This window comes from Shimia sediminis, assembly GCF_003990645.1.
GTDB lineage: Bacteria > Pseudomonadota > Alphaproteobacteria > Rhodobacterales > Rhodobacteraceae > Shimia > Shimia sediminis.
Genome location: NZ_RYZK01000043.1, coordinates 1 through 968 on the forward strand (window position 1 = coordinate 1; position 968 = coordinate 968).

Consider the following 968-nt stretch of genomic DNA (forward strand, 5'->3'; position numbering starts at 1 on the left):
TTGATAAACGTATATAAAAATTTTATTTATATCAATTCAGCTTCATGAGCCTAGCATATACACAATCGTCAAAACAGTCAAACAAATAAAAATCTAATAATTTAAAACAGCTGGGTCTGGCTTTCGACTTCGATTTCCTTTTGGGCTTCCGCAATTTCGGGTCCTCTATGGACAATAAGTACGTCTTGTAAAGCTAAGTTGGGGGCATTCAAGAGGACGGCCTCATCAACTTCCCTGTCCAATGGGAAACCCAAAGGAAGAGCGTCAACGTTCTGGTTCAGAATTCCGTTTTGGACAATTGGATCTTGACCAAGGACGGACTGTTGCATTTGTTGTAGGGCCTGCTGTTGAGCTGGTGATTCAACCAATGGGCTGACTACTACCATTATCTGGAATATTTGACCACCTCGTTGACCTTTGGGCAAAAGCAATCTCTGGGGGAAACCTGTAAGAATATCATCGTAAGTCATTTGAAGTGGTGCTTGTTGGGTAAGAGCCTGTTGGACTTTCTGGGCAAGTTCTCCAGCGCCCATTGAATCGTCCACAGCATTCATTTCCTTGGATTCCCGAACGATGTTGTTGGAACCAGGTTGTAATTGCACTTGGAATTTGTCTAATTCGAAGAAATTAAGGCGATTGTCATTGATGTTAATCTCGCGTCCATGTTCGTCGTGTTTTGGTCCAAGCAAGATCCTCACAACTGCTGGTTGAGCCTGTTGGCTGTGAACATTTATCTTCACAGTGAAAGGCTTATTGTTCAGGCGAGCCTGTCGGGCCAAAATCGTAACTGAATCAGTTGCTACGTCTTGTTCGTTTACGTAAACAGCATTTGTTATGTCAATGTCGTTCTTGTCGAAGAAAGTCACCAGAGGACTGACCATTAGCTCTTGGACTTCGACTCCTGGGAAATGAAGTTGCTGTTCGTTGTAACTTGGGAGCTTCTGTTTGTATTGCTGAGCCAACTTTAC

1 protein-coding gene is annotated in these 968 nt (G+C 43.2%); it reads right to left on the minus strand.

Features of this window, described 5'->3' with window-relative positions; translation table 11 throughout:
• Nucleotides 1–101: 101 nt before the first annotated feature.
• The coding region (locus EK369_RS22795; RefSeq protein ID WP_164727077.1) for a hypothetical protein at nucleotides 102–968 on the minus strand (867 nt) is incomplete at its 5' end.